The sequence below is a fragment of the Paenibacillus sp. J22R232 genome, from assembly GCF_056269165.1.
The window spans coordinates 1,161,457-1,184,378 of the sequence record NZ_JBWDNK010000001.1 but is presented as its reverse complement, the minus strand read 5'-3'; the positions used below and the strand labels follow the sequence as shown (position 1 = coordinate 1,184,378).

At 47.2% G+C, this 22,922-nt stretch carries 22 protein-coding genes and 1 pseudogene; 17 read left to right on the top strand and 6 right to left on the bottom strand.

The window, feature by feature from the left end; translation table 11 throughout:
* Positions 1 to 130 precede the first annotated feature (130 nt).
* The 7 genes from purT to gyrA all read left to right on the top strand — a co-directional run bounded on the left by purT (position 131) and on the right by gyrA (position 9,248).
* Positions 131 to 1,312 carry a formate-dependent phosphoribosylglycinamide formyltransferase gene (gene purT, locus AC0YN3_RS05465; RefSeq protein ID WP_475774055.1) on the top strand — a complete coding sequence of 394 codons (1,182 nt, stop codon included), beginning with the start codon at positions 131 to 133 and terminating at the stop codon, positions 1,310 to 1,312.
* A 171-nt stretch (positions 1,313 to 1,483) separates the two neighbouring features.
* On the top strand, positions 1,484 to 3,601 hold the full coding sequence (locus AC0YN3_RS05460; RefSeq protein WP_475774054.1) for a methyl-accepting chemotaxis protein: 2,118 nt from the start codon (positions 1,484 to 1,486) through the stop codon (positions 3,599 to 3,601).
* Positions 3,602 to 3,700: 99 nt separating this feature from the next.
* On the top strand, positions 3,701 to 3,976 hold the full coding sequence (locus tag AC0YN3_RS05455) for a YqkE family protein (RefSeq protein WP_475774053.1): 276 nt from the start codon (positions 3,701 to 3,703) through the stop codon (positions 3,974 to 3,976).
* Between the two features lie 27 nt (positions 3,977 to 4,003).
* Positions 4,004 to 4,321 carry a hypothetical protein gene (locus tag AC0YN3_RS05450; protein WP_475774052.1) on the top strand — a complete coding sequence of 106 codons (318 nt, stop codon included), beginning with the start codon at positions 4,004 to 4,006 and terminating at the stop codon, positions 4,319 to 4,321.
* 18 nt (positions 4,322 to 4,339) lie between these two features.
* Positions 4,340 to 4,567 carry a hypothetical protein gene (locus AC0YN3_RS05445; protein ID WP_475774051.1) on the top strand — a complete coding sequence of 76 codons (228 nt, stop codon included), beginning with the start codon at positions 4,340 to 4,342 and terminating at the stop codon, positions 4,565 to 4,567.
* Between the two features lie 235 nt (positions 4,568 to 4,802).
* Positions 4,803 to 6,773: a DNA topoisomerase IV subunit B gene (gene parE, locus AC0YN3_RS05440; RefSeq protein ID WP_475774050.1), complete on the top strand. Its 1,971-nt coding sequence runs from the start codon at positions 4,803 to 4,805 to the stop codon at positions 6,771 to 6,773.
* Positions 6,774 to 6,785: 12 nt separating this feature from the next.
* Complete coding sequence (gene gyrA / locus AC0YN3_RS05435; protein ID WP_475774049.1) at positions 6,786 to 9,248, top strand: DNA gyrase subunit A; 2,463 nt, start codon at positions 6,786 to 6,788, stop codon at positions 9,246 to 9,248.
* Here the strand turns inward: gyrA and AC0YN3_RS05430 are convergent.
* Entirely contained in the window at positions 9,229 to 9,396 is a 168-nt protein-coding gene (locus AC0YN3_RS05430; protein WP_179089723.1) for a hypothetical protein, read from the bottom strand. The two genes, gyrA and AC0YN3_RS05430, sit on opposite strands and share 20 nt — an antisense overlap.
* 204 nt (positions 9,397 to 9,600) lie before the next feature.
* On the opposite strand from AC0YN3_RS05430, the gene AC0YN3_RS05425 reads away from it, so the two are divergent.
* The gene (locus AC0YN3_RS05425) at positions 9,601 to 10,005 is read left to right on the top strand and encodes a MarR family winged helix-turn-helix transcriptional regulator (RefSeq protein ID WP_475774048.1); all 405 of its coding nucleotides are present in this window, start codon (positions 9,601 to 9,603) and stop codon (positions 10,003 to 10,005) included.
* 21 nt (positions 10,006 to 10,026) lie between these two features.
* Here AC0YN3_RS05425 and AC0YN3_RS05420 read toward each other — a convergent pair whose 3' ends face one another.
* Genes AC0YN3_RS05420 through AC0YN3_RS05410 form a run of 3 tightly spaced genes read right to left on the bottom strand, consistent with a single transcriptional unit; the run spans position 10,027 to position 12,883 of the window.
* Entirely contained in the window at positions 10,027 to 11,286 is a 1,260-nt protein-coding gene (locus AC0YN3_RS05420) for a CapA family protein (RefSeq protein ID WP_475774047.1), read from the bottom strand.
* Between the two features lie 17 nt (positions 11,287 to 11,303).
* The gene (locus AC0YN3_RS05415) at positions 11,304 to 12,017 is read right to left on the bottom strand and encodes an RluA family pseudouridine synthase (protein ID WP_475774046.1); all 714 of its coding nucleotides are present in this window, start codon (positions 12,015 to 12,017) and stop codon (positions 11,304 to 11,306) included.
* The gene (locus tag AC0YN3_RS05410; protein WP_475774045.1) at positions 12,017 to 12,883 is read right to left on the bottom strand and encodes a class I SAM-dependent methyltransferase; all 867 of its coding nucleotides are present in this window, start codon (positions 12,881 to 12,883) and stop codon (positions 12,017 to 12,019) included. The genes AC0YN3_RS05415 and AC0YN3_RS05410 overlap by 1 nt, the downstream gene beginning before the upstream one ends.
* A 209-nt stretch (positions 12,884 to 13,092) precedes the next feature.
* On the opposite strand from AC0YN3_RS05410, the gene AC0YN3_RS05405 reads away from it, so the two are divergent.
* Positions 13,093 to 13,278, top strand: a complete 186-nt coding sequence (locus tag AC0YN3_RS05405) for a hypothetical protein (protein WP_183561000.1) — start codon at positions 13,093 to 13,095, stop codon at positions 13,276 to 13,278.
* A 260-nt stretch (positions 13,279 to 13,538) separates the two neighbouring features.
* Here AC0YN3_RS05405 and AC0YN3_RS05400 read toward each other — a convergent pair whose 3' ends face one another.
* A complete protein-coding gene (locus AC0YN3_RS05400; RefSeq protein ID WP_475774044.1) occupies positions 13,539 to 14,309 on the bottom strand; it encodes a hypothetical protein in 771 nt (256 codons plus the stop codon).
* A 377-nt stretch (positions 14,310 to 14,686) separates the two neighbouring features.
* Between AC0YN3_RS05400 and AC0YN3_RS05395 the strand changes: the two genes are divergently transcribed.
* The 5 genes from AC0YN3_RS05395 (at position 14,687) to AC0YN3_RS05375 (ending at position 19,482) form a co-directional block, all read left to right on the top strand.
* Complete coding sequence (locus tag AC0YN3_RS05395) at positions 14,687 to 15,811, top strand: sugar ABC transporter substrate-binding protein (protein ID WP_475774043.1); 1,125 nt, start codon at positions 14,687 to 14,689, stop codon at positions 15,809 to 15,811.
* Between the two features lie 122 nt (positions 15,812 to 15,933).
* Complete coding sequence (locus tag AC0YN3_RS05390; RefSeq protein WP_475774302.1) at positions 15,934 to 17,424, top strand: sugar ABC transporter ATP-binding protein; 1,491 nt, start codon at positions 15,934 to 15,936, stop codon at positions 17,422 to 17,424.
* Positions 17,421 to 18,413: an ABC transporter permease gene (locus tag AC0YN3_RS05385; protein ID WP_475774042.1), complete on the top strand. Its 993-nt coding sequence runs from the start codon at positions 17,421 to 17,423 to the stop codon at positions 18,411 to 18,413. Before AC0YN3_RS05390 ends, AC0YN3_RS05385 begins: the two co-directional genes overlap by 4 nt.
* Before the next feature lie 160 nt (positions 18,414 to 18,573).
* On the top strand, positions 18,574 to 19,065 hold the full coding sequence (locus AC0YN3_RS05380) for a hypothetical protein (protein ID WP_475774041.1): 492 nt from the start codon (positions 18,574 to 18,576) through the stop codon (positions 19,063 to 19,065).
* Positions 19,066 to 19,140: 75 nt separating this feature from the next.
* Positions 19,141 to 19,482: an antibiotic biosynthesis monooxygenase gene (locus AC0YN3_RS05375; RefSeq protein WP_475774040.1), complete on the top strand. Its 342-nt coding sequence runs from the start codon at positions 19,141 to 19,143 to the stop codon at positions 19,480 to 19,482.
* A 146-nt stretch (positions 19,483 to 19,628) separates the two neighbouring features.
* Here the strand turns inward: AC0YN3_RS05375 and AC0YN3_RS05370 are convergent, their stop codons facing one another.
* Positions 19,629 to 19,973 carry a hypothetical protein gene (locus tag AC0YN3_RS05370; RefSeq protein ID WP_475774039.1) on the bottom strand — a complete coding sequence of 115 codons (345 nt, stop codon included), beginning with the start codon at positions 19,971 to 19,973 and terminating at the stop codon, positions 19,629 to 19,631.
* Between the two features lie 245 nt (positions 19,974 to 20,218).
* On the opposite strand from AC0YN3_RS05370, the gene AC0YN3_RS05365 reads away from it, so the two are divergent.
* From AC0YN3_RS05365 to AC0YN3_RS05355, 3 genes and pseudogenes are all read left to right on the top strand, one after another.
* Positions 20,219 to 21,271, top strand: coding sequence for an SPFH domain-containing protein (locus AC0YN3_RS05365; protein ID WP_475774038.1), 1,053 nt, complete (start codon positions 20,219 to 20,221; stop codon positions 21,269 to 21,271).
* Positions 21,268 to 22,227, top strand: coding sequence for a diacylglycerol kinase catalytic domain-containing protein (locus AC0YN3_RS05360; protein ID WP_475774037.1), 960 nt, complete (start codon positions 21,268 to 21,270; stop codon positions 22,225 to 22,227). Before AC0YN3_RS05365 ends, AC0YN3_RS05360 begins: the two co-directional genes overlap by 4 nt.
* Positions 22,228 to 22,357: 130 nt before the next feature.
* Positions 22,358 to 22,906 (top strand): annotated as a pseudogene (locus AC0YN3_RS05355) (TerD family protein); the annotation flags it as partial.
* Between the last annotated feature and the right edge of the window lie 16 nt (positions 22,907 to 22,922).

The window sequence follows — 22,922 nt, the reverse complement described above, 5'->3', positions numbered from 1 at the left end:
TTTGCAAAAATAGTTGATTTTTCATGGTAGAACCTCCACAATGGAAGAAAAAACGAACCGAAGCGATCATCTTGCCTAGTTTTACGCTAGGGATCGACTTCGATTTGCTTCCAGGAGGTTCTTTTTCTTTATGTATGGATCACCGTTAACTACAAATGCTCGTAAAATGCTGCTGCTAGGCTCAGGAGAGCTCGGCAAGGAAGTCGTGCTGGAGGCTCAGCGCCTCGGAATCGAAACGATTGCAGTGGATCGCTATGAGCATGCGCCGGCCATGCAGGTCGCACATCGCAGCTATACGACCGATATGCTGAACGGAACGGAGCTTCGCCGAATCATAGAGAAGGAAAAGCCGGATTTCATCGTACCTGAAATTGAAGCCATCGCAACGGAAACGCTTCTGGAGCTTGAGAAAGAAGGCCATCGCGTAATCCCTACGGCTCGTGCCGCGTGGCTTACGATGGACCGGGAAGGCATTCGGCGCCTCGCTGCAGAGACATTGGAATTGCCGACGGCTCCTTACCGTTTTGCTGATTCGCTGGATGAGCTGCGTGAAGCCGCTTCGGTACTTGGATTTCCTTGTGTCATTAAGCCGATCATGAGCTCATCGGGAAAAGGCCAGAGCGTATGCCGCTCCGAAGCCGAACTTGAAGCTTGCTGGAGCTATGCGATGGAAGGCGGCCGCGCCAAAAAGCAGCGCATTATCGTAGAGGGCTTTGTAACCTTTGAATCCGAGATTACACTGCTCACCGTCCGTTCCGTTTCGGGGACTAGCTATTGCCCGCCGATCGGGCATGTGCAGAAGGACGGCGATTATATTGAATCGTGGCAGCCGCATGATATGACGGCAGCGCAGGTCGAGCAGGCGGAAGCGATCGCGCTTCGCATAACGGATGAGCTCGGGGGATACGGAATTTATGGCGTGGAGCTGTTTATTACGAATGATGGAGTCCTATTCAGCGAAGTTTCGCCGCGCCCGCATGATACGGGGATGGTAACCATGGCGACGCAGGATCTATCGGAGTTTGCCTTGCATGTGAGGGCGATCCTAGGCTTTCCGATTCCTACCATCCGTTTGTTGACGGCTGGCGCTTCCCATACGCTCAAAGCAGACAGAGAAGCCGGCGAGTTCCGTATTGGCGGCATTGAAGAGGCGTTATCCGTACCTCAAACCCAAGTACGCGTATTCGGTAAACCGGAGACGAAGGCGGGAAGACGCATGGCAGTTGCGCTAAGCACAGCCTCGACCGTTGAGCAGGCGCGTGAAATGGCGCGTACAGCTGCTGAAGCTCTATATATCGATTATGGCAATTAGATTGATCTAACATGAACGCGAAGACCGATCCCAGGAAATAAACGCCTGGGAATCGGTCTTTTTGTATTTCAGAACTTATATGTCACTATACCTGACATGAATGTTAAAAGTATCGCGCTCCCTACCGATATAGGTTGTAGATTAGAGAACATACATAAGGTAGGGGATTCTATGTTTATTCGATTGTTGCGGCCATTTGCTGCGGTCATGTCCAGACTCCGTTATGGTCAAAAGTTTGCTTTTATCAGTTTTTTGATGGTTATACCGATTGGGATGCTGCTGTATGTTTGGATGTCGGAGCAGCAGCAGGAGCTCGCTTTTATCGCCAATGAAAGGGCGGGAGCATCGGAGATTAATGAAATGATGCCTTTCATGCTGCTGCTTCAGCAGCATCGCGGATTAGCGAACGGTTTTTTGAACGGTAATACGGAATCAAAAACGGAGCTGGACAAAAAAGAGCAGGAAATCGACCGTTTTATTGCTGTGATGAATAAAACGACCCAAGATGAGGCATTTCCTGAATCTACTGGTCAGTGGCAAGTCATTACAGGGGAGTGGAACAAGCTTGAAGGATCATTTAGTGAAATGAAAGCAAAAGAGAGCTTTGCGGCACACTCGGCGCTGATTGCTCAGGTGAAATCGCTTATCGTCAGCTACTCGGATGAGTCAGGGCTCTCGCTGGACACGGCTATGGATTCCTTTTATTTAATGACAATGCTCGTCCAGCAGCTGCCTATATTAATGGAGAACACGGCTGTCATCAGAGGGCAAGGAAATGGCGTTCTCGTATCGAAAACCTTACCCGAGGATACCCATATCCATATTTTGCTTGAAATGGCCAAAATGGAAGCTGCCTTTAACGATTTGAACAAAGCAATTGGCATTGTTGAAACCTGGAATGAAGGGATGCATGCAGATTTGCTGAAGCATGGCGAACGATCCATTGAAGCGGCCGACCGGTTCCAATTGCGGGTGAAATCTGATATTTTAGATGCGCCAGAATTAAAAGCGAAGCCCGATGATTTTTTTGCAGAGGGAACGTCCACGATCGCGGTGCTCACTGAGCTGTTCACCAGCGTGAACCATGATCTTGATCGTGTGCTGCAGAATAGAAGCGAGGAATTATCCCGCAGCAGAAATCTCATTCTTACAGTTACGATGCTCATCATCCTGTTGGTCGCTTTGTTCTATGTTGGTTTCTACCGCAATGTAATGGCAACGGTTAATACGCTTAAAGCGCGGGTACAGCAAATGGCTCAAGGCGATTTGTCACATGAGCTCCAGCTTGATACGAGGGATGAGCTGCAGCTCGTAGCCCTTGCCTTCAACGAGATGTTACGCTCCATAAACGTTCTGATGCGGCGAAATCAACTCGTTTCGGACAATGCTGCGGCATCGTCAACGCAATTAAACGTCATATCGCTTGAATCAGCATCCGCGATGAAGCTTATTGCGGATGCCATTCAAAATGTCACAAACGGAACGGAGCTGCAGAGCCTTTCAACGAGCGAGACCGCATCCGCGATGAACGAAATGGCAATCGGCATTGCCAGAATCGCCGAAGCGTCTTCAGATGCCGCGGAGTCTGCCTTTCATGCCGCCGAACATGTTAAGCTTGGGGATCAGCTATTGGAAGAAACAGCCCGGCAGATGACCAATATTAAGAGATCCCAGGTTGAAACCGCACAGGTTGTTGCGAAGCTGGACGGACACTCCGTACAAATGGAACAAATCATTGGGGTAGTCATGACCATTGCCAAGCAAACGCAGCTGCTTGCATTGAACGCCAATATAGAGGCTGCAAGAGCTGGAGAGCAAGGGCGCGGCTTCAGCGTCGTAGCCTCGGAGGTAGGCAAATTGGCAGAGCAAACTGCGCTGTCCGTGAAATCAATTGAGGAGCTGCTGTCTGCTGTTCGAACCCAGGTTGACGGGACGGTTGCAGCCATGAATGAGATGCGGCTTGAGACAGATACAGGCTTGAAGTCGATTGGGGATACGCAAACAACGATGAGCAGAATCTTATCAGACATCAGGAAGATGAGCGAGCAGGTACAAGAGGTTTCCGCAGCTTCAGAGCAAATATCAGCAGGTATGGAGGAGGTTACGGCAACGATTGGAGACGTAGCGGCCGTATCGCGAAAAACCTCTTCAGAGGCGGTAACGATGGCCGTTGCTGCCGGGCAGCAGCTCGCATCGATGGACGAAATCCAAGCGTCATCGGAATCGCTGAGAAAGCTGTCGCAGCAGCTTCAAGACGATATGAGCCAGTTCGTGCTTGCAAGAGAGTGAGAAGCAAGTTATTATAAGTACCGATCATTTGAATAATTGGCACGCTTGATTTTAACGCAGAAGCGTTGCCTGAATGACTAAAGGCAGGTGTTATCGTAAATGGGGAAAAAACAGAAAAAATCGGCTTCTTTACCTCCAAGACAGGCATCAAAGCCGGAGTCTGACAGCGGAATGACCTTAAAAGACTTGTTAAGCAGCGATGTGCTCAGCAAGCTGAAATTGCAGGCTGACGAGATGAAGCAGGCGGATGCCGACAAGAAGGAAGAACTGCGCAAGCAGGAGGAAGCCAAGAAAAAAGCAGAGCAGAAGCGGCTGGAGAATGACTTCTCTTACCTGCTCGACAATAGCGATCCGAACTGGTCTAAGCATAAATAACGCGCAAAAGCACCTCAGGGTGCTTTTTTGTTTGAAAACAAACATGCCACCGGATTCATTGCGTTACAAGCAACGGAATGCAACCATTCCGGAAAGCGAGAGCAGGTCAGTCATGGGCTATTTCTGCTTGCTTTCGAACTCCAGGCAAGGTTTGCCGGAAGATCGGAATACGACCATGCTGGGCAATTGGTTTGTTTTGAAGCCAAATGCTTTGCAGCCCTTGGACGCTCCGGGGTCCCAAGTAATAAAATAATATTTGCATTTCATACAATCGATACGTTCAATCGCATTCATCATTTAACCTCTGCGCATGTAATGGATTTACATAATAATCGTAACCCATAATACGGAGGATGGCCAGTGTTGTCAATCAAGCCGATAAGAAAACAGGCTGTTTCAAAGCGAAGCATTCGCCATTCATGCATCAATTTTTGGCTTTCATACATAAATCCCATTAATCTGCAAAACATGCTAACATCATCTTTATTAGCATGTGCAGCAGCTGCGCTTTCAGAATTGTGGAACAAAGAGCGAATATATGGTATCGTTTTATTTTTGCCGGTGCAAATCCGCGCGGGAATGCCGCTTTAAAAAAGAACCTTGCTGGAAAATGCTGTTTAGCAAGCATATTGTGTTATCCTTATAGGTATTGCAGTGAAGGATTCATCTTGCTTCATACAATCTCTTATTGGGCTTATCCCTTGCTGTGCTTGCATTGTTGGCGCCGCGCAGTTGTTTCTCCACTTGGATGTCTTTACGAAACAGGACAGTTTGAATTAAAATAGCTTGAAGATACGGAAACGTGATTACAGATTGGGGGACGCTCATGTCAGAGCAAACAGATCTCTTTGCAAATACAGCGGCCGCAGACCGAAATTATGAGGCCGATGATATACAGGTGCTTGAAGGGTTGACGGCAGTTAGGAAAAGACCGGGCATGTACATAGGCAGTACAAGCAGCTCAGGCTTGCATCATCTGGTATGGGAAATCGTAGATAATGCGGTCGATGAGCATTTGGCCAAGTTTTGTTCGGCTATCGAAGTGACCTTGCATAAGAATGGGGCAGTTACCGTTCACGATAACGGTCGAGGCATACCAACCGGCATGCATAAAACCGGTATCCCTACACCGCAAGTCGTATTTACCATTTTGCACGCAGGCGGAAAATTTGGCGGCGGGGGATATAAAAAGTCTGGCGGCCTGCATGGCGTCGGCGCTTCAGTTACGAACGCGCTATCCGAATGGCTGGAGGTCGATATTTACCGCGATGGGAAGATTCACCGCCAGCGCTTCGAATATTGGGTTGATGAGTCCGGCAGGGAGCATGTCGGAGAACCGGTACGTGGACTGGAAATTATCGGAACGACAAACCGGACAGGCACGAAGGTTACTTTCAAACCGGACGGGCGCGTGTTTCAGAACGGTACAACGCTAAGCTACGACACGCTTGCAGAGCGTCTGCAGGAGATCGCGTTTCTTAATTCGGGACTTAAGGTTTCGATTAAGGATGACCGCAGCGGCAAGCAGGATGTGTTCCATTACGAAGGCGGTGCACGCCAATTCGTCCAATTTCTAAACGAAGAAAAGACGGTCCTCCACGACGTCATCCATTTTGCTAGCGAGCGGGATGAAATTGAGGTAGAGGTAGCCCTTCAGTACAACGATGGCTATACCGAGACGATTGCGTCCTTCGTCAACTCGATTCCGACACGCGGCGGCGGAACGCATGAAACCGGTTTTAAAACCGCATATACCCGAGTTATGAACGACTATGCCCGCAAAGCAGCGATGCTCAAGGATAAAGACAAAAACCTTGAGGGCAATGATTTGCGCGAAGGCATGATGGTTGTCATCAACATTAAGATGTCTGAGGTCGAATTCGTTGGACAAACCAAGGACCAGCTTGGCAGTTCATCGGCCCGCAGCGCGGTTGACGCCATCGTATCGGAGAAGATGCAGGTTTTTCTCGAAGAGAATCCGCAAATTGCGCAGATGCTCCTCAAGAAATCGCTTCAAGCATCGAAAGCGCGCGAAGCTGCCCGCAAGGCGCGCGAGGAAATCCGCAGCGGCAAGAAGCGCAGCGAAAGCTCGAACCTCAATGGCAAGCTCACGCCGGCCCAGTCCAAAGATTACACGCGTACCGAGCTGTTTATCGTGGAAGGCGATTCCGCAGGCGGCTCGGCTAAGCAGGGCAGGGATTCCAAATATCAAGCGTTGCTGCCGCTCAAAGGCAAGCCGATGAACCCGGAAAAAGCAAAGCTTATCGATATATTGAAAAACGACGAGTATAAAGCGATTATTTCGGCAATCGGCGCTGGTGTCGGGTCTGAATTCGTCGCGGAAGAATGCAACTACAATAAAATCATTATCATGACGGATGCGGATACGGACGGCGCGCATATTCAAGTTCTGCTGCTCACTTTTTTCTACCGGTATATGAAGCCGCTGATTGATCTGGGACGCGTTTATATCGCACAGCCGCCGTTATATAAGATTACACGTAAATCAGGGAAGCTCGAAACGATTCGATACGCATGGACGGATGAGCAGCTCCAGAACTATTTGAAGGAATACGGCAAAAATTACGAGCTGCAGAGGTACAAGGGTCTAGGCGAGATGAATCCCGATCAGCTATGGGAAACGACGATGGACCCGGAGAAACGGACGCTGCTTCAGGTGCAGATCGAGGATGCAGCCAAAGCAGAGCGCAGAGTATCTACGCTTATGGGCGATAAGGTTGACCCTCGTAAGCGCTGGATTGTCGAGAACGTCGATTTTACGGAATATGAGGAATAGGGGGATTACTGGATGAGTATGCTGGAACAGTTTTTACCGGCGTTTTTGGAGGAGGTTGTGGGAGACCGCTTCGGGCGCTATTCAAAGTATATAATACAGGACCGCGCTATTCCTGATGTTCGAGACGGTCTAAAGCCGGTTCAGCGCCGTATCTTGTACGCGATGTATGATTCTGGCAATACGCCTGACAAGCAGTACCGCAAATCTGCCAAAACGGTCGGAGATGTCATGGGCAATTACCATCCTCATGGAGATTCATCCATTTATGAGGGTATGGTAAGGATGGCCCAGCCTTGGAAAATGGGGCATCCGCTCGTTGATGGACATGGCAACTGGGGCTCTCAGGATGATGACCCTGCAGCAGCGATGCGGTATACAGAAGCTCGCTTGTCCGCCATCGCGATGGAGCTGCTTCGAGATATCGAGAAAAGGACCGTACAATTCAAAGATAATTTCGATAATACGACGAAGGAGCCGGTCGTGCTGCCATCGCGGTATCCCAATCTGCTCGTAAACGGGACCAGTGGCATCTCTGCCGGCTTTGCGACGGAGATACCGCCTCATAACCTTCGCGAAGTTATCGATGCTTGTATCGCGCTTATGAGCAACCCAGAGCTGCCGCTTGAAGAATTAAAGAAGTATGTCAAAGGGCCGGACTTTCCTACCGGAGGCATCATCATGGGCGAGGAAGGGATTAGCGACGCATATGCGACCGGGAAGGGACGCATCTATATACGCGCAAAAACGGCAATCGAAGAAATGCGCGGTGGCAAGCAGCAGCTTGTGATTACTGAAATTCCGTATCAGGTCGTCAAATCACGGCTCGTAACGGCGATGGAGAACATTCGGCTGGAGAAAAAGGTCGAAGGCATTGCCGAGGTTCGCGATGAAAGCGGGCGCAACGGGCTCCGTATCGTCGTAGAGTTCAAGAAGGATGCTGACGCGCAGGGGATTCTTGCTTATTTGTTCAAGAAAACGGATCTGCAGGTTGCTTATAGCTTCAACATGGTGGCAATCGTGAACAAAACACCAATGCAGCTAGGCTTGAAGCAGATTTTATCGGCGTATATCGAGCATCAGAAGGAAGTCGTAACCTTCCGGACCAAATACGATCTTGAGAAAGCAGAAGACCGCGCTCATGTCGTCGAAGGCTTAGTGAAGGCACTCAATATATTGGACGAGGTTATCGCTGCGATCAAGGCTTCGAAAAACCGTGCCGACGCGCAGGATAATTTGGTTGCCAAGTTCGGCTTTACCGCTCGGCAAGCAGACGCGATTCTCACTTTGCAGCTGTATCGCTTGACGAATCTTGAGATTACGACGCTTGAGAAAGAGTTAAAGGAAGCGATGAAGAAGATTGCATACCTGAAATCGATTCTGGCAAGCGACAAGAAGCTGATTGGTGTCATTAAAGACGAACTGCTTGAAATTCAAACGAAATACGGCATTGATCGGCGTTCAGATCTCCGCGGCGAAATCGAGGAGCTGAAGGTTAACCTGGAAGTTTTGGTCACGCCGGAGGATGTATTGGTAACACTGAGCCAAGATGGTTACGTGAAACGGACGAGCATGCTCTCATTCACGAGATCAGGCGGAGAGCTGCAGAATGCCGGCGTTAAGGAAGGCGACATTATAAGAGAGCGATTGGCAGTCAATACGATTGATAATTTGCTGTTATTTACGCGCAAGGGACAATATTATTTGCTCCCGGTTCACCAGATACCGGAATTCAAATGGAAAGAAACCGGAACAGCCATCGTTAACGTCGTTCCTATTCCTAAGGATGATTCGATCGTCAGCGTCATACCGATCAAAGATATTCTGGCATCGACAGCTTCTCTCGTATTCGTGACGAGGAAAGGGCAAGTTAAGCGTACGGAGCTGAAGGAGTATGCTACCACAAGATCGACAGCAGTAGCGGCATGCAAGGTGTCCGATGGGGATGAGGTTATCCGCGTTGTGCTAAGCGAGGGATTGAAACAGATTATGCTCGTGACGAAGCAAGGGATGAGCATTCGATTTGCGGAGACTGAGGTGAATCCGATGGGCAGAGTAGCGACGGGCGTCAGAGGCATTCAGCTGAAGGATGGAGACGAGCTTATCGCGGCGGAATGGGTTGCTGAGGATGAAGGCGAAGTACTCGTCATAACCGATATTGGATTCGCTAAACGGACACTGCTTCTGGATTATCCGATTCAGGGCAGAGGAGGCAAAGGTGTTCAAACCTTTGAGTTCAAAGAAGGCAAGCGAGTACGTCCGAATGGAGCTTCGTTAGTTGCAGCCTATTACTGCAAATCCGAGAAGGAAATCGTAGCGATTACTTCTACAGGCGCCAAGCTTATGGCAAGCTCCGAAAAAGCGCCAATTGAAGAGCGCAAATCGATTGGCAAGCTAGTGTTCCCTGTAGAAAAAACGGATGTCATTGCAAATACGCTAGCACGCTCCATCCAAGATGTTAATCAAAAGGTCGATTAGGCGGGTCAAATCGTTCAATAACCTCTAATATGGCTTCAAGCATGACCCACAATGGTACCAGCTCATCCGGGCGGTCCAACCATTGTGGGTCTTTTATGATGCCATAATTTTTAATTTTTTGAATAATGACTGCTTTTCTTTCTTCCACGGGCTGCACGCTCCTTGCTTTACAAGCATAAATAGACATAACACTGGGCCTTCGCCACATTGTATGTCTAACGCTGTCAGAATGTTCGACTTTGTATCGATTAATAGCGCAAATTATTAATTGGGTTAATCTTTTATTCGACATTGAAGACTGCTATAATAAATAACAAATAGAAGGAAAATGACAGAGAGCAGGTGTGAGAGTATGGTGTCTGTGGAATTTACTCGATTGTGGACGAAGCTATCACGTGATTGGAAAACCAACTTGGAGCAATCGCTTGCGCCGCTAACGGAAGGCCAGCTTAACGTGCTGGAGCTGCTGCTTCAGCATCAACCGATGAAGCCGTCGGATCTACTGCAATATTTGGCAACAACGCCTGCTGCAATTACAACCCTGCTGGACCGAATGGAGCGAAATGAGCTTATTGAACGAACTCGGGATGATAATGACAGGAGAATCGTGTGGGTGAACGTATCGGAGAAAGGAAAAGCCGAGGCAGATCGCGGTACAACGATTCGGACTGAATTGATCGAGCAATCGTTGGACCGCATTTCTTCTCATAATCAGCAGCTGTTGGTTTATCTGCTCGGTAAGGTTGCTAATTTGTAAAGCCCTGCGCTTTATGAAAGCTTATTTCATAGAATCAAGCCGATTGCGCAGCATGTCGTAGTTTTTCTGAAGCACCACGTAGTCGGCTTCTGTCAATAAAGCGTCATTGGACGCTGCAATTGTAGCTTCTACAGGTAGCACGCGATAACGGAATGAACGATCTGGTTTATAGCGATGAACCCAAGTGGGAATTGACTCAATGTCGGTCAAATCTACGGAACCATCGGTCATATTTTTACGAACATTCACTTTGAATATTACTCCGTAATCCTTCGAATCACCGCGTTGATTAGATATGAAATTCCCCATTGAATATATGATAAGTCCTTTTTTTGCATGTCCGTTCTCATCCATTGTTTCTACTACTTCATATGGCTGTATCACATGCGGATGCGAGCCCGCGATAATATCTGCTCCAGCAGCGATCAAGCTCCGCGCCAGTCGTTTCTGCTCATCATTCGGTGTTGTTTGGTATTCCGTACCAAAATGGAGCGAAACGGTGATGAAATCCGCGCCAGCTTCACGCAAACGGCTGATATCGGCTTTTATTTTCTCTTCGTTAATAAGTGAAACCAAGTAAGGCTTGCCTTCCGGAATGGGAATGCCGTTCGTTCCATACGTATAGGCTAGCAATCCCATTACGATCCCATTCTGCTCGGATAATAAGATACTGTCAGCTTCCTCTTGCGATGAAGCCGTTCCCTTGAACGGAAGATCGAGCGCTTTAAGATTCTCAAGCGTGCGGAGAATCCCCGATTCACCCTGGTCCAAGGAATGGTTATTGGCATTGGTAATTAAGTTAAAGCCAGCAGCCTTGAGCGCCTCCCCGAGCTCTTTGGGAGCGTTGAACAGCGGATAGCCGGAATAACCAAAATCGGCACCAGCCATTGGCGTTTCTAAGTTCGCAATGACCCAGTCTCCCTGTTCTAGAATAGGCTTGACTTCAGCAAAAAACGGATTAAAGTTGTACCGGTTCGTTTTTTTGTCAAAAGATCCTGGAAGCTGGGGGGTGTGCATCATAACGTCGCCTACGGCCATCCATACCGCATCAGCATAAACGGGCTTTGGTTTTTCCGTTGGAGGCGGCGGGGTGGGGGATGGAGCAATCGTTGCCTGTGCTACTTCACTGTGCGTTGGCTCTGCGCTAGTAACCGGATTCTGAGCATCAGGCGAAGGGATGGAATCTCTTAATGCCGGAAAGAAAAAAATAATGAGCAAGCCAATTAAACATAATAGTAACAGCAGGGCTTGAAAGTTTCGGTGCCGTTTGCGGCGCATCATGTATTCGTCCTTCCTTGTTACGCACGGCTAAGCATGCTAGAGGCAGCCTCAAGTTGAGGATTCGTCCACCATGTCCAAACATCTGATCCGCTAGGCAATGAACGAAAGCTCATCCATTCCTTGGATACGGGATGGGGGGCCGATACAGAGGTTGACCATAAAGCAATTTCATTTATACCGCCCGTAGGTTTTGCGCCGTATTTGAGATCGCCTACCAGCGGACATCCGATATGGGCTAGCTGTGCGCGAATTTGATGCGGTCTTCCCGTATGCAGTTTCACGGCAATGAGTGAATAGCGACCGGAAACGGCCGCCACTTCATATTCGAGTATCGCCTCTTTGGCTTCCAATGTCGGCTTATTGAATACGGTAACCTGATTTTGTTTATTATCCTTGCGGATATAATGCGTTAACCTTGCTTGCGATTTGCTTGGCGTGCCCTGAACCACACAGACATACGTTTTACCGAACTCACGGTTGCGAACCGATTCGGATAATCTGGAGGCTGCTTTCGAAGTTTTGGCAAATAGCATAACGCCGCCAACCATTCGATCAAGCCGGTGTACAAGGCCGAGAAATACATTTCCCGGCTTATTGTAGCGTTCCTTTAAATCTTGCTTTAACAGTGTCAGCATGTCGGGATCGCCCGTGTCATCCTCTTGGGAGAGTATTCCTGGCGGTTTCACGACTGCTAGAATCTGATTATCTTCGAATAAAATGTGAATCGGCATTACTTCGACTCCCAACGGCCAAGTATGCCGCAAGGCAAATTCAAGCCGGATTTCGTTATCGGCAAGCCGATTTCCCCGCAATTGATATCGCCGCCGTATTTCGCGTTCATCGTCATATGGAGTAGGTTATGCAGTACGGAAGGAGATAGCCCCGTGGTGTAGGAGTTAATCAGTAGAAACAATGGATTGTCCGATAGAATGGATGTACATGATTGAAGAAAAGGGAATAGATTTTCTTCTAGCTTCCACGTTTCGCCGTTTGGGCCGCGTCCATAGGATGGCGGGTCCATGATAATGGCATCATACTGCTTGCCTCTGCGCTGTTCACGCTGTACGAATTTGAATACGTCATCCGTGATATAACGAATCGGCGCGGATTCCAGGCCAGAGAGCTGGGCATTATCCTTAGCCCATTGCACCATGCCCTTTGCTGCATCGACATGGCATACTTCGGCGCCGGCTGCAGCTGCTGCAACGGTTGCTCCACCGGAGTATGCAAACAGGTTCAATACGCGGATAGGCCGGCCAGCAGAGCGGATTTTATCCATCATCCAGCTCCAATTGACAGCTTGCTCTGGAAATAGTCCTGTGTGCTTGAAATTAGTGGGCTTAATATGGAAATTAAGCTCGCCATACGAAATCGTCCAACGCTCGGGCAACGTTTCATTCATGGACCATTGACCGCCGCCTGAATTGCTGCGATGATAATGACCGTCGGCTTTCTTCCATAGGCCCGTCTCGTTCGTAATTGGCCAAATGATTTGCGGATCGGGCCGGCGCAGCGTATAGTTGCCCCAACGCTCCAGTTTATCCCCGTCTCCTGTATCTATAACCTCGTAGTCTACCCATTTATCTGCTATGTACATGTTTTTCGTAACCCTTCCTTGACGTCGTTTTTGTAATATAATAAATGTCATCGATAATTATATCGAAGCTGACACAATGAAGCAATGAATCCTAAGCAATTGAAGGCTGGTATTTATTCGAAGCTACTTTAGAAGGGATCCATTACATACATGGAGCAGCTTTGTTATAGGATTGTCCATATGGTTCGAAGAAAAGGAGCAATGAGTCAATGATGAACTTCGAATGTGAATGCGGCAACAAAACGGCAATGTTCGCTACGGGTGACCGGGACGAGCAAGGTAGGGAATTTATTGAGATTGAAGATGATGAACGGCTAACTTTCATAATCGGTGACAAAAGCGTTCTTTTTCGCTGTTCTTTCTGCGGCTATACCTATCGATTAGAGCAAATCTAAACAGAATGCGCAACCAGCTTCGTAGGAATGACCTTTGCATCATGCGTTCATTTGAGCAGTATTGAATGAACGGTTTAATTGTTTCATGAAACAGGCTGCCTCTTCAAACCTAGCAAGGTTTGAAGAGGCAGCCTGTTCGGTTCATTATCTTTTATGGATGCGAGAAGTTGAAACTCTTGCCTTGCAAACGAGCCAGAGCTACGGATTAGCAGCCAAGCACGCTTGTACTGCATGATTTCATTCACTTTCCGCCAAGCGTGTTACTCTGGTTTACTCTTTTGAATTTTTGCAGGATTGTTGATTTTGTAAGGAATCGGATGCTTCGTCAGCTTCTTGGCAACAATTTTACCTTCGAAGTGAATAATATCTCCAATCTCCAGCTCGAATTTCTTGAGTGTCGCGCTATGGCTTGACCAGGCATCTTCAATAGCAAGAGCAGGATCTTCAATGGATACGGCTTCATAAATGACAACCTCATCCTCTGTATCGGAAAAGTTATTGGGCACGGTCGTAAACTGTTTAACTGTAGCAGTCATTTTCACTTTTTGTTCCGGAAGCTCAAGCTTAGCCTTCTTTTCCTTTTTTGCTTTTTCTTTCGGCGGAGCTTTTTCCTTAACCGGTTGCGGCTCCGCTTCTTCTACCATGATAGTAGAAGCTGCTTGTGCTTCTGCTGCTTCGGGTTCAGCTATCTCGGGCGCAGCATGCAGCTCTTCTGCCACAGCTTCTTGAATGGCAGCTTCTTCAGTAAGGACGGCAGCTTTCGTGCCATAATTCGCAGCTTGCATTTCCTTGAGAAAGGAAGGGTGAATGCAGTGCTTCTGACCGTTATCGAATGCGATGACAGCAGTCATTTTGTCCGCGAATCCAATGATGCTGCATGAAAGCTGGCTTCCGCGGCCTTTATAAGTAAACGTTTTTATCTTGGCTGCCTTCTCAGAGAGCAAGCCCCATTCCTTGCATTTCTCTATTTGCTCTGCATCGTTTTCGAATTCCGTATACGTTAGTGGTTCAATTATAAAAGAATGTACCATGCTTTTCTCCGCCTTTCGGTTTGTTCAACTATAGGAAAGTATGTCCTTAGGCCATACAATCTCTACATTTCTCGGAATGAAGAGCGCCTCGCTGCCATAGGACGGCGAAGCCGTTTCTCCTTGAAATATAGGAATGTATAGTATTTCACGTTACTTTCTCTATATTTCTACGCGAAACGTATGCTTTGCCGACAGAGTACGGCTTCAAGCGTTTACGCTTTCCTATTATTTTATCACTTTTTTGAGCTGAATGCGGCTAACCTGTATCTAATAAGCAAAAAAGAGCAAAATTTGTCTATAGCTATTGACGCTAGTTCTAATATCCTATAGGATTACTTATATTATCAGACATATTATACCTAGGGAGAGAAATCAGAATGATTAAGAAGAAAGCACGCGCGGTGTTCGGCTTGGTTATCGCAATTGCAATTGTGGCATCAGGCTGCGGACAAGCGAAAAACGGGAACTCGAATGGCGAAGCAGCCAATGAAGGAACGAAAACGATTGAAAATCTTCCAGCGGCAATTGCAGCCAAGGATGAAATTAAACTGATGGTCATTCGCAAAATCGGCGGTGACGATCATACAGCTCAATTTCTAGCAGGTGCAAAGCAAGAAGGAGAAGCACTTGGTTTTAAAGTAGATACGTTCTCAGCGAATGGCGATACGGCTAAATTCCATGATGCAATCGCGCAAGCAACGGACGGCGGCTACGATGGCGTTATTATCTCGCATGGCGATGACGAGGCTACAGTTGCAGACGTACAGAAGCTGAAGGACAAAGGCATCCCTGTTGTTGCGTTTGACTCCGTGAACGAGCTTACGGCCATCGAAGGCGTTACATTGACTTCGCAAGACGACGAGGCGCTTGCTCAATATTCACTTGATCAGCTTGTTAAGGAGCAAGGAGAAGAAGCGAAGATCGTATACCTATGGGTAGACGGTTTCCCTCCAATGGTCCGCCGCAACAAGATCTATCAAGATACATTGGCCAAATACCCGGGAATCAAAGAAGTGGAGCGTTTTGGCGTTGCGAATGACAACACGTCGGTTGACACGCAAAACGCGGTTGCCGCTATGTTGACGAAGCATCCAAAAGGCGAGATTGACGCGATTTTTGCGACTTGGGACGCATTTGCCAGCGGTGCTGCTAGAGCGATTGTAGAAGCAGGCCGTACCGAAATCAAAATCTACGGAATCGATCTCTCGAATGCGGATTTACAAATCATGCAGGAAGAGAACAGTCCATGGGTAGCAACGGCAGCTGTTGATCCGAAAATGATCGGCGCAGTAAATGTTAGATTGCTTGCCAAAAAAATCGCAGGCGAAGAGACGCCTTCAACTTATAACTTGGAAGCAGCGCTTATCGATCAAGAAGGCCTCAAGAAATCAAGCGAGCCTGTAAATATGGTTAACCTTGCTGATATTTTGCCAGGCTGGGGTACGACTGATGCGTTCGAAGAAGATTGGATGAAATCTTTGAAAGCAGCAAACGGCAAATAACCGTCAAATGATGATATAATAGCTATAAAAATGGCGCCCTTATCCATATGGATAAGGGCGCTCTATCCTGTTTGGGGAGGAAGGTGGGTCTGTTGTTAGACTCAAAGGCAAGCGAGCTGGTCATGAAGCGGATATCAATCGCCTTTCCAGGCGTGCAGGCATTGACGAATGTAGATTTTCAGACAGCTACCGGCAGGGCACATGCTTTAATCGGGGCCAACGGGGCGGGTAAATCTACCTTAATGAAGGTGCTCGCGGGTGCCCATGACCATTACACCGGAAGCATATCCATTGATGGCAAGGAAGTGCGCATCCGTACGCCTAAGGATGCGAAGGACAATGGTATACAGGTTGTATATCAAGAGGTCGATACGGCATTAATCCCTAATCTATCGGTTGGCGAGAATATTATGCTGGAACAAATGGTACATAACATGAAAGGGAAGCATCTGATCCAATGGACGGAGCTTCATCGTTCTGCACAGGCTATACTGGATCGAATGAACATTAAAGTACCTACAAAGAAGCTTGTACAGGAGCTTACGCTAGCCGAAAAGCAAATGGTGCTTATTGCACGTTCCGTGTCTAGGCAATGCCGGTTTCTAGTGTTGGACGAGCCTACGGCACCTCTAAGCCATAGCGAGACCGATCAGCTGTTTCGTCTCATCCGTTTGTTGAAAGACGAAGGCGTTGGCATTATTTTCATCTCGCATCGACTGCCTGAGCTCTATGAAATTTGTGAGGATATTACGATTATGCGTGACGGGAAGCTGGTCATAAGGGAAGAGCTTGCCAGTATCGACCAGCACAAAGTGGTGGAGCATATGCTCGGAGCCAGAATGGACGGGCAATTCCCTCTTGCGAAAAAAGAGATCGGCAAGAAGCGGTTTGAAGCCATAGGCATCCGTGACGGCGAAAAAGTAAACGGGGTAAACCTGCATGTATGCAAAGGCGAAATCATCGGGTTGGCAGGCTTAGTCGGAGCAGGCAAAACAGAGCTTTGCCGTGCCTTGTTCGGTGCAGCACCCCTTGTGTCTGGACAATTATTTATGGACAAGCGCGAGCTTCGTATTCGGTCTCCATACCAAGCAGTCAAGAATGGCATCGCATTAGTGCCCGAAGAACGAAGGCGCGAAGGGATATTCGTTGAAGAATCCGTGAGCGTGAATTTGACTGCTGCCATCCTATCGCGATTTACGAAATGGGGACCCTGGCTAAGCAAGTCAAAAGAGAAAAAAGCCGCAGTAGAAATCATACAAAGCTTAGGCGTAAAGACACCTAGTGCAAATGCTAAAGTCAGCAATCTATCAGGCGGCAATCAGCAAAAGGTAGCGATTGGCAAATGGCTGCTGGTCGATGCGGACGTATACATTTTCGATGAGCCTACCAAAGGGGTGGACGTAGGCGCCAAGCGCGATATTTATGAGCTTGTCGCAGAGCTCGCAGGCAGAGGGAAATGCATCATTTATGCATCGAGCGAGATGTCGGAGATGATCGGCATAACGGATCGGATCTATGTCATGTATGACGGGCAAGTGGTGAAAGAGCTGGAGACGCAGCATACGAGTGAAGAAGAGATTTTGCTACATAGTACAGGAGGCTTGTTAACATGATGGCTGCCGATACCGCTCGGGAGAAGAAAAATTTTCAGATCGTTGATTTTTTATATAAGTACGGAACGCTAATCACTATTTTGCTGCTAGTCGTCTTTTTCGGTACGGTAACCGATAATTTCTTAAGCTCGACCAACATCATTAATATATTGCGTTCGATCTCTATCGTAACCATTATAGCCATTGGCCTTACCGTTTCGCTTTCAGTTGGCGGATTTGATCTGTCTGTAGGCTCTGTCGCTTCTTTAGCGAATGCTCTTGTCATATCCATGTACGTATGGCATGGTCAGAGCTTTGGTCTTGGAATCGCGGTAACGATTGTGTTCTGTCTCGTCGTAGGCGTAATCAATGCATTGCTGGTCATTAACTTCAAAATACAAGATATGCTTATGACGCTTGCTACGATGTTCGTGTTCCAGGGTGTGGCGCTCACTTATACCCGAGGAGCAACGATTTCGCAAAATATGGTTATGCCGAGCGGGGATTTCGCAACGGGACAGATTCCGAAGCTGTTCGGCAAGCTGGGCCAAGTGCCGTGGATTATAGTTATTATGCTGGTTATCGTAGCAGCGGTCCATCTGTTTCTAACGTATACGAAGCATGGTCGCTACATGTATATGATCGGCGGAAACCAAGAGGCCGCTAAGCTATCTGGGATCGCCGTGAGCAGATACCGGCTGTTTGCCTATCTGATCTCTGCATTATTCGCCGCAATAGGCGGGATCGTGCTTGGAGCTCGTGTCATGAATGCTGAAGTAAATGCAGGCGGGCCTTATTTAATGGATGCCGTAGCTGCCGCATTTATCGGATATTCCGTATTCGGCGCAGGCAAACCGAATGCATTCGGCACATTTGCAGGTGCGGTTCTAATCGGAATTCTATCCAACGGATTAATTATGCTATCGATTCCGTATTACGCGATGGATATCGTTAAAGGCTCTGTACTAGCGCTTGCACTGGGCATTACCTACTACAAAAGAAAACATTAATCGCCAATCATCGCCGTCCGGGCTTGTTCCCAGGCGGCTTTTTCTTTGTCATTAGCTCAACTCAGCCTGAAGACGGAGAAGGAATCCAACCAAGGCGTGAGTTTATGCGCTTTAAGATCTGTCAGAATGTAAAGACATACATTCGGATGGGGGTTAGGCGATGAAAGAGATCATTACATATTCGGGTATCATAGAGAAGCCATATCAGGAAGTTGTTCATTATATGTCGACGATGCCTACCGGAAGCATAACCGCGAATCATTTGCCGCTGCTTCTATCGGGAGCATCCGGAAGCGAAGGTTCCCTTCACGTCAAAGGCGGACCGCAATTATATACGGTGTATACAGGAGAGGAAGCTTCTGCTATTCGAGTGGCATATGTGGATATAGATTCTGCGAATGGACATTTCACCATATTTGGCGGCTGGTGGTACCGCAACGATTACGAGCTGAAGCCGCATGCCAAAGGCTGCCAGGTTCGATATTCGATCGGAAATGCGGCATCTCCGCTCAGCAGCTGGCTTGTCCCTTTGTTGAAAGACTACCGGAGCTTGAAGAACGAAAAGAGAACCGGCCGCGTGATGCGTGCTTTCGATGATTGGATTGCTGTTGTAGCGGTTAGGCTGCAATGCAAGACATATAGAGTAAACTAGAATTATTTGACAATGATAATCGTTATCGTTATATTTTATTTAGGAATGAATGAATTAGCGATAATAGGAGTGATTATGATGTTCATACAAGTAAGAACAATCGAGGTTGAAAAAGGGCATTCGCAGCAGATCGTGGACGATTTTGGGCAAAAGAGCCATATTGACGGGATGGAAGGTTTAATTGACATTAATATTATGGTGAATCGTAAAGCAAAGGACTCCGAAGAAGTTGTGATTATGGTGCGTTGGGAATCGGAGGATGCATGGAAAAATTGGGAAAAGGATCCTGTTCATCTTGCAGGTCACCGAAATAGGAAAGACGAGGAGAAGCCTTCATTTATTATTGGCTCATCTGTCTCCATGTACGATGTTAAGAAAATAAAAACGGGAACGTTCGGGAAAGAACAAACCGTGTAAAGGTTTTAATCCGCTTGTATTTTTTTGATTCATCCAAAACGAATAATAATGTTTAGAACCAAGCATGTGCGAAAATGTGACCAGGCTAATAGATAGAAAAGAGAACCGTTGGGCTATTTGCCCTACGGTTCTCTTTGTTTGTAGAACTAATAGCAATAATAACGTTCCCAAATTTTAAAGGAATCGTCCTTATTCTTGTCCCACCAGCAAATTTCATCCCACCAATCATCATCGTCCAACCAATCGAACCAGCCTTTTTTGTCCCAATCCTTATCCGAATTGTGATTATTGGAAGAGTTGGAATTCGAATGATTGTTATTGCCGTTATTGTTGTTATTGCTTTTCGTAACCGAAAATACCGAAAAAATGCTGGACAAGAACCCTTTTTTATTATCGGAAGTAGCTTTGCCTGATGAAGCGAACGCAGTCGCGGGGAATATACAAAGACTTAGAAGCAGCGTAAGACTAATGATTTTTTTGAGTTTGGACATGACAGTACCACCTCCCCCGCCAAAGCATCAATTGCGAACATAATGTTCGTTATAAAGAATTCTATATTAAAAAGACTAATTTGTAAACGAGCTTTTTGCAAAATAATGGATAGTTTGGAGGAGGTCCAAGGTCATGGAGACATATTAGCTTTTTGATAAAATCAAATTGACAATATCGAAATGTTTTGGTATCGTTTTGATAATGTCATTGTGAAATTATAAAAAGCGAAAGCGAGGTTTTCGTTATGTTTGGATTCCGATTCGTCAAGTTTCAACCAAGCGATTATGTCATTAAGGTGAAGAACGGCAAGGTTATACAGGAAGGCATAGGTTTGTCCTTCCATTACTATGAACCTACAACGTCCGTCGTAGTCGTTCCCATCTCTTCGATCGACGTGCCGTTCATGTTTGAGGAAATCACCCATGATTATCAGACGGTGACTGTGCAGGGCCAATTGACATACCGTATTATCGATTACAAGAAAACGATACAGCTTCTGAATTACACGTACAATCTGAAGAAAAAAACGTATATTTCGGATGATCCGAGCAAATTGGCACAAAGAGTCATTCATATTGTGAAAGTACAGGTTAAGAAGCAGCTGGCGCAGCTTCCGCTTAAAGAAGCGATACAATCCAGTGAGCAGCTTGTTCAGCGCATCGTTAGCGAGGTGAAAGGGAGTGAAGAAATCGACAATCTGGGCATAGAACTCATGGGGCTGTCAGTCTTGGCTATTCTGCCGAACAAGGAAACGATGCGAGCACTCGAAGCCAAAGCTCGGGAGGAAATTCTTCGGAATGCGGATGATGCGCTTTATGAACGAAGAAACGCTTCGATTGACCAAGAAAGAAAAGTGAAGGAAAACGAGCTCAGTACTGAAATTGCAGTTGAAACGAAGAAAAAACAAATTAGAGAAACGCAGCTGGATGCAGAGCGTCTCGTGAAACAGAAGCAGAACGAAATGAAGGAAGAGCAATTATACTTCGATACAGCCTTGGAAGAAAAGAAGAGCAGCTTGATTGAGCTTGCGATAACGAATAAAAACGCGCAAGCGGATGCTAAAGCGTATGAGCTTGCAGCTGTCATGAAGGCAATGAGTGGAATCGAGCCTTACGTTCTGCAGGCAATGACGAATATGGGAATGGATCCGAACAAGCTTATCGCCATTGCGTTCCAAGATATTGCGGAAAAAGCAGAGAAAATAGGCCAGCTTACGATTACGCCTGATCTCTTGCAGAGCATGATGTCCAGTCCAAACGCCACTTCAGCAGCCAACAAAGGAGGTCAAACAAGATGAGCGAGGATGCCCTCAGTCAAAAGTTTATTTTAATCAAAAGAAAGACTCGTCTCGAGGAATTAATCGTTCGCTATAATACGATTCAGCAGGCACAGTTCTATATAGAGAGACTAGGTGCTGATTTCAGTGATTATTTGAAAGAGGATTCACTTTACCGGAAATCCGTTGTCCACACGGAGACGGAGTTGAAATCGTACGGTAGGGTACAGGTTATCGACAGGGAGCATGTATCGCAGTTTATATTCGGCAAGCATGATATTGTAGTTGCCGTCGGCCAGGATGGGCTTATCGCCAATACCATGAAATATTTGAACGGGCAGCCTTTGCTTGGCGTTAATCCGGATCCTATGCGCTGGGATGGTCTCCTGCTTCCCTTCACCGTAAAGGATTTAAGAGTGATTGTGCCTGATGTTCTTCAAAAAAGGCGACAGACCAAGGAAGTAACGTTAGCTCAGGCACAATTGAATGATGGGCAAATGCTGTACGGCGTCAACGACTTGTTTATCGGACGAAGGACGCATGTATCGGCACGCTATCAACTCGAGCATGGCAATCAGATTGAGCAGCAATCCTCCAGCGGGATTATCATTTCAACAGGGCTTGGAGCAACGGGCTGGTTTAAAAGCGTCCTTGCTGGTGCTGCAGGCATCGTTAGCGGAGCATCGAAACAAAAAGTGAGGCTGGATGAAGGAGAATGGGGCTCCGAAGAAAATCGGTTTTCATGGGATTCGAAGTATTTGTATTTTACGGTCAGAGAGCCCTTCCCGAGTAAAACAACGGCTGCAGAGCTTGTCTTCGGACAGATTCATGAGCGCCAGCCGCTGCGCATTACATCGCAAATGCCTGAAGACGGCATCATTTTCAGCGATGGCTTCGAAAGCGATTTTCTAGCCTTTCATTCAGGAGTTGAGGCAACAATCGGTATCTCGGCAAAAAAAGGTCAGCTTATCGTATAGTCGGATCATAGGGATCATAGGAATCGATGGCAGCGTTTAATTTCCCATAACATGTAAGCTTAAATATAGTTATACTGGTAATAGCACGTCATTATACTCAAGACCATAGCGGGTTCTGTGCTGCACCCAGATGATAAGCTTACGAAACGGAGATGAAAACATGCTGTTGTCAAAAGGTCAAAAAATAGATGTCACAAAGGGAAGAAAGCTTGTTTCGATAAAGCTATTGTTTGGATGGAAAACAAAGGACAGCGCCATTAGCATTGATGCAGCCGCGTTTCTATTATCGGAACGAAGTCGCTGCGAACGAGATGAGGATTTTATATTTTACGGAAATCCCGCTGCTCGAAACGGATCAACTGCCCATACCGTGCTGTCCAATGCGAACGATCAAGAATCAATTACGATTAATCTGCAGCGAATGGATGAGCAAACAGCAAAAATCGCTTTGACCGTTACGATCCATGAGGGAGAAAAGCAAGGCCATTACATGCAGGACGTATCTGGCTTATATTTGCGAATCATCGATGAAAGCAGTAACGAGGAGCTCTTCCGCTTTGAGTACGGGGATGAGTTCACGAAGGAAACGGCAGTAGTCGTTGGCGAGTTGTATAGACATCAAGGCGAGTGGAAGTTCAATGCGATAGGCGGAGGTTTCTATGGCGGTCTTGAAGCGTTGTGCACCAACTTTGGTC

Excerpts from the sequence above, each read along its gene's own strand:
- purT (WP_475774055.1), top strand. The coding sequence starts at position 131 with ATGTATGGATCACCGTTAACTACAAATGCTCGTAAAATGCTGCTGCTA.
- AC0YN3_RS05460 (WP_475774054.1), top strand. The coding sequence starts at position 1,484 with ATGTTTATTCGATTGTTGCGGCCATTTGCTGCGGTCATGTCCAGACTC.
- AC0YN3_RS05455 (WP_475774053.1), top strand. The coding sequence starts at position 3,701 with ATGGGGAAAAAACAGAAAAAATCGGCTTCTTTACCTCCAAGACAGGCA.
- parE (WP_475774050.1), top strand. The coding sequence starts at position 4,803 with ATGTCAGAGCAAACAGATCTCTTTGCAAATACAGCGGCCGCAGACCGA.
- gyrA (WP_475774049.1), top strand. The coding sequence starts at position 6,786 with ATGAGTATGCTGGAACAGTTTTTACCGGCGTTTTTGGAGGAGGTTGTG.
- AC0YN3_RS05425 (WP_475774048.1), top strand. The coding sequence starts at position 9,601 with ATGGTGTCTGTGGAATTTACTCGATTGTGGACGAAGCTATCACGTGAT.
- AC0YN3_RS05420 (WP_475774047.1), bottom strand. The coding sequence starts at position 11,286 with ATGATGCGCCGCAAACGGCACCGAAACTTTCAAGCCCTGCTGTTACTA.
- AC0YN3_RS05415 (WP_475774046.1), bottom strand. The coding sequence starts at position 12,017 with ATGCCGATTCACATTTTATTCGAAGATAATCAGATTCTAGCAGTCGTG.
- AC0YN3_RS05410 (WP_475774045.1), bottom strand. The coding sequence starts at position 12,883 with ATGTACATAGCAGATAAATGGGTAGACTACGAGGTTATAGATACAGGA.
- AC0YN3_RS05405 (WP_183561000.1), top strand. The coding sequence starts at position 13,093 with ATGATGAACTTCGAATGTGAATGCGGCAACAAAACGGCAATGTTCGCT.
- AC0YN3_RS05400 (WP_475774044.1), bottom strand. The coding sequence starts at position 14,309 with ATGGTACATTCTTTTATAATTGAACCACTAACGTATACGGAATTCGAA.
- AC0YN3_RS05395 (WP_475774043.1), top strand. The coding sequence starts at position 14,687 with ATGATTAAGAAGAAAGCACGCGCGGTGTTCGGCTTGGTTATCGCAATT.
- AC0YN3_RS05390 (WP_475774302.1), top strand. The coding sequence starts at position 15,934 with ATGAAGCGGATATCAATCGCCTTTCCAGGCGTGCAGGCATTGACGAAT.
- AC0YN3_RS05385 (WP_475774042.1), top strand. The coding sequence starts at position 17,421 with ATGATGGCTGCCGATACCGCTCGGGAGAAGAAAAATTTTCAGATCGTT.
- AC0YN3_RS05380 (WP_475774041.1), top strand. The coding sequence starts at position 18,574 with ATGAAAGAGATCATTACATATTCGGGTATCATAGAGAAGCCATATCAG.
- AC0YN3_RS05375 (WP_475774040.1), top strand. The coding sequence starts at position 19,141 with ATGATGTTCATACAAGTAAGAACAATCGAGGTTGAAAAAGGGCATTCG.
- AC0YN3_RS05370 (WP_475774039.1), bottom strand. The coding sequence starts at position 19,973 with ATGTCCAAACTCAAAAAAATCATTAGTCTTACGCTGCTTCTAAGTCTT.
- AC0YN3_RS05365 (WP_475774038.1), top strand. The coding sequence starts at position 20,219 with ATGTTTGGATTCCGATTCGTCAAGTTTCAACCAAGCGATTATGTCATT.
- AC0YN3_RS05360 (WP_475774037.1), top strand. The coding sequence starts at position 21,268 with ATGAGCGAGGATGCCCTCAGTCAAAAGTTTATTTTAATCAAAAGAAAG.